General features: G+C 55.8%; 1 protein-coding gene and 1 pseudogene. Both read right to left on the bottom strand.

The window, feature by feature from the left end; genetic code table 11:
• Positions 1–590, bottom strand: a pseudogene (locus B3759_RS07020) (conjugal transfer protein TraG); the annotation flags it as partial.
• Between the two features lie 13 nt (positions 591–603).
• Positions 604–1,065 (bottom strand): ATPase, T2SS/T4P/T4SS family (locus B3759_RS07015; RefSeq protein WP_291365013.1); only part of this gene is annotated, 462 nt, incomplete at its 5' end.

Genomic DNA, 1,065 nt, shown 5'->3' with positions numbered 1-1,065 from the left:
GACTTGAACGATCCCGGTCCGGCAAAAACCAGACTGTGGGTCGATCCTGTCTCACAGGGATCTATGAGCAATGGCGCACGGCCGCCCTGTCCCCATGTTTTCGGCTCTTTGGGATGAAAGGGCACCCTTGCATGCCGGTCTTCATCCACGCGATAGGCTTCGCCTACAACGACACCTCCATATTCAGCGGAAGGACGTGGAAAGAGCTGCCTGGCCTGCTTCATTGTCATCCAGTCCGCATAGCCATGATTCTCTGTCACGCCACGGATAGGCCGTTGCCTTCGACTGAATATGGACGGGCGCAGAGAAGGGCCGATTGCACCACGCCGGAAGATCACCGCCAGCATTACCAGCGCAACCACAACACCACCTGCCCCCGCGCCGATCTTGAGCCATTGCACTACGATCGGATTATCCCGGCCATACAGAAAATAGAGCCACCATTGATAGAAAGGATGCTCGAACGAGCCCGATAAACCCGTTCCCTTCAGAAAAACAAAGGACGCGACAACGGTCCAAGACACAAATACCATCAGAATTCCGAGGATCATCCGGGCGATCAAGACGATCGACTTGTTTTCTGACGCCATCGTGCGCTTCCTTTCAGTATTTCGTCAGAAGATCTGCTGCTGTCTCGCCTCTGCGGCGCGCATCCGCTGCCAGCCACACTTCGCCGATGGAATAGATCTCGCCTGTCGTTTCGAAGGGCACGATTACGTCAATCGCGGCGGAGAGCATGTCCACAAGAGTTTTGTCTTCTAGCGCCGCCCCCTGGGGCGAGCCCTTGATGAGCGAGAAGAGCTTCTTGAACGCCTGAACCGGATTTGCGCCATGAATGGTAGAAATCGAACCGGGATGCCCCGATACGACCTCATTGAGATATGTCCATGCGGCGGCGTCGCGAAGCTCCGCCGGCAAGATCCGATCTGGTCTCATGCGCAGACTTGCGTGCAAAAGGTCTTCCGCACTGACCGAGCTGATTCCTGTTCCCGACTTTGAATAGAGCAACCGCACATGGTTGGGGTGCGGAATAACCAGCTCCAACGTGTCTTCGATCGTTATCAG

The sequence above is a fragment of the Acetobacter sp. UBA5411 genome (genome assembly GCF_002409645.1).
In the GTDB taxonomy this organism is placed as follows: Bacteria; Pseudomonadota; Alphaproteobacteria; order Acetobacterales; family Acetobacteraceae; genus Acetobacter.
This window is presented reverse-complemented; position numbering and strand designations above follow the sequence as displayed.